3 protein-coding genes and 1 pseudogene are annotated in these 3120 nt (G+C 68.3%); 3 read left to right on the top strand and 1 reads right to left on the bottom strand.

The window, feature by feature from the left end:
• A partial coding sequence (locus AC2VNT_RS06630) for a thioesterase domain-containing protein (protein WP_486946095.1) occupies positions 1–519 on the top strand: 519 nt, incomplete at its 5' end.
• 20 nt (positions 520–539) lie between these two features.
• On the top strand, positions 540–2072 hold the full coding sequence (locus AC2VNT_RS06625) for an acyl-CoA carboxylase subunit beta (RefSeq protein WP_486946096.1): 1533 nt from the start codon (positions 540–542) through the stop codon (positions 2070–2072).
• 53 nt (positions 2073–2125) lie between these two features.
• On the opposite strand, the gene AC2VNT_RS06620 is transcribed toward AC2VNT_RS06625, so the two are convergent.
• A complete protein-coding gene (locus tag AC2VNT_RS06620) occupies positions 2126–2563 on the bottom strand; it encodes a hypothetical protein (protein ID WP_486946094.1) in 438 nt (145 codons plus the stop codon).
• A 48-nt stretch (positions 2564–2611) separates the two neighbouring features.
• On the opposite strand from AC2VNT_RS06620, the pseudogene AC2VNT_RS06615 reads away from it, so the two are divergent.
• Positions 2612–2973: pseudogene (locus AC2VNT_RS06615) on the top strand (recombinase family protein).
• Positions 2974–3120: the final 147 nt, after the last annotated feature.

Here is a 3120-nt window from a genome sequence, read left to right as displayed (position 1 = left end):
CCCGGCGAGGAGATCCCGGTGACCCAGGAGGAGACCCGCCGGCGCTGGGACCGCTACGCCCGCTTCGCCGAGCGGACCTTCAACGTCGAGATCCCGGCCATCCCCTACCAGGAGTTGGAGCAGCTCGACGACGACGGCCAGGTGCAGTTCGTGCTGAACATCGTCAAGGAGAGCGGGGTGGACGTCCCGGCCGGCATCGTCGAGCACCAGCGCACCTCCTACCTGGACAACCGGGCGCTGCAGACGGTGGCCTACCGGCCCTACGACGGGCACGTCACGCTGTATATGGCCGACCGCTACCACGACGACGTGATCGAGTTCGAACCCGCGTTCGCCACCCGCAAGCCGGATGGCGGCTGGGGTGAGTATGTTTCCGATCTGGAGGTGGTGCCGGTCGGCGGCGAGCACATTCAGGTGATCGACGAGCCGTTCATCGCCAAGATCGGGACGCACCTCACCGATGCGCTGGGCCGCATCGGCGGCAAGAAGCGACGGAAGCCAGGAAAGCAGGCCACGTGACCAACAAGACCACCGCCGAGATGCTGGCCGACCTGTACCAGAAGCTGGAGGTCGCCAACGAGCCCGGCGGTGAGCAGGCGATCGCCAAGCGGGCCAAGAAGGGCATCCCGAGCGCCCGGGACCGCATCTACGCCCTGGTGGACCCGGGCTCCTTCCTGGAGATCGGCGCCATGTGCAAGACACCGGGCGACCCGAACGCGATCTACGGCGACGGCGTGGTCACCGGCCACGCCCGGATCAACGGCCGGCCGGTCTGCGTGTTCAGCCACGACCAGACGGTGTTCCAGGGCTCGGTGGGCGAGATGTTCGGCCGCAAGGTGGCCAAGCTGATGGAGTGGGCCGCCATGACGGGCTGCCCGATGATCGGCATCAACGACTCCGCCGGTGCCCGCATCCAGGACGCGGTGACCTCGCTGGCCTGGTACGCCGAGCTGGGCCGCCGCCACGAACTGCTGCGCGGCACGGTGCCGGAGATCTCCATCATCTTGGGCAAATGCGCCGGCGGCGCGGTGTATTCGCCGATCCAGACCGACCTGGTGGTGGCGGTACGCGACCAGGGCTACATGTTCGTCACCGGCCCGGACGTGATCAAGGACATCACCGGCGAGGACGTCACCCTCGACGAGCTCGGCGGTGCCGACGCCCAGGCCCGCTACGGCAACATCCACCAGGTCGTCGCCGATGAAGCCGCGGCCTTTCAATACGTCCGCGACTACCTGTCGTTCCTGCCCGCCAACACCTGGGACGACCCGCCGATCGTCAACCCCGGGCTGGAGCCGGAGCTCACCGACTCCGACCTGGAGTTGGACGGAATCGTGCCGGACGCCGACAACACCGCCTACGACATGCACGAGATCCTGCTGCGGATCTTCGACGACGGCGACGTCTTCGACGTCGGGGCGCAGCGCGGGCAGGCGATCATCACCGCGTTCGCCCGGGTCGACGGCCGCCCGGTCGGCGTGGTCGCCAACCAGCCGATGTACATGTCCGGCGCGATCGACAACGAGGCTTCCGACAAGGCGGCCGGCTTCATCATGTTCTGCGACTGCTACAACCTGCCGCTGGTCTTCGTGGTGGACACCCCCGGCTTCCTGCCCGGGGTGGAGCAGGAGAAGAACGGCATCATCAAGCGCGGCGGCCGGTTCCTCAACGCGGTCGTGCACGTCGACGTCCCGAAGGTCACGTTCACCATCCGCAAGTCCTACGGCGGTGCGCACGCGGTGATGGGCTCCAAGCAGCTCGCCGCCGACCTGAACTTCGCCTGGCCGACCGCGCGGATCGCGGTGATCGGCGCCGAGGGCGCCGCGCAGCTGCTGATGAAGCGCTTCCCGGACCCCACCGCGCCGGAGGCCCAGCAGGTCAAGCGCGACTTCATCGAGGGCTACAACGCCAACATGGCGATCCCGTGGACCGCGGCCGAGCGCGGCTACATCGACGGCGTGATCCAGCCGCACGAGACCCGGCTGCTGCTGCGCAGGTCGCTGCACATCCTGCGGGAGAAGCAGCGCTACCCGCTGCGGGTGCAGCGCAAGCACGGCCTGACGCCGATCTAGCTCGTCGAGCTGATCTCGTCGGCGGAGGCCGCCGGATAGCGTCGGCCCTCGGGTCAGCTGCCGCCCGCCCCGCCGTCGGCGCCACCCGGGGTCACGGTGACCGTGACGGTTCCGGTTCCGCTGTCGGAAGCCACCACCAGTTCGGGGGCGTTCGGCCCGGAGACGACGTGGCCGCCGGTCACGTCAACGTGGTAGCCGTGTGGGTACTCCACCTGTGGCACCGAGATCGTGGTCGTCGATCCGGCAGCGAAGTCCCCTGAGCCGTCAGCCATCTCCGGTGAGTAGCTGAACGTGAAGGTGTCGGTGGCGGAGTCGAACGACCATGCGTTCGGGGTGCCGGCCACCACCTGCGGATACGGCTGGGCGAGGGTGTCCAGGTCGGCGGTGTTCACGTTGGCACCGGTGGGCGGGTCGTGCGGGTTGAAAATCAGCGACTCGCCGGCCTGATCGGTCGTGGTGACGTCGTGATAGCCGGTGAACGCCCAGTCCATCCAGCCGAGCTTGGCCGCGTTGTCGGCGTCTTCTAGGTCACCGACAAGCTGTCGGGGTCGATGGCCGCGGCGCGGCCAGGCCTGGCGGGGTTGCTGGATTACGCCCGGCCCGGCGATGTGGTCGTAGTGGTCGCTATCGACCGGCTCGGCCGCTCGGTCGCCGAAGTCACCTGCACGATTGCCGACCTCGGTGAGCGTCGAATTATGTTGCCTGCCTTGCGTGAAAGCGTGGACACGGAAACGGCGACCGGGCGGGCCGTGGCCGGTGTCATGGCGACGTTGGCTGAACTGGAACTCGAGTTGGGCCGTGAGGTCCGCGCTGCCTCGCGGGCGGCGAGTCGGTGCGCGAGCTGGCCGGCGCGTTCGGAATCAGCCGAGCGACCGCGTACCGCTATCTCGCGGCGGAGTAAGCGGCGTGATCGAAGAGGGGAGATGAGTATGGAGTACGGTTGCAGCAGTCGGCAGCGCACGGGTCGTGCGGCGTGCTTCCAGGCAAATGTGACGGGGCGAGATGGCGCGGGGTGCTAGCGCGGCGGGTGGTCGGGGAGTGTGGTTTC

The sequence above is a fragment of the Mycobacterium sp. TH-M15 genome (genome assembly GCF_057473705.1).
The sequence above is the reverse complement of the archived record's forward strand: the minus strand, read 5'-3'. Positions and strand labels throughout refer to the sequence as shown.

Excerpts from the sequence above, each read along its gene's own strand:
- AC2VNT_RS06625 (WP_486946096.1), top strand. The coding sequence starts at position 540 with ATGCTGGCCGACCTGTACCAGAAGCTGGAGGTCGCCAACGAGCCCGGC.
- AC2VNT_RS06620 (WP_486946094.1), bottom strand. The coding sequence starts at position 2,563 with ATGGACTGGGCGTTCACCGGCTATCACGACGTCACCACGACCGATCAG.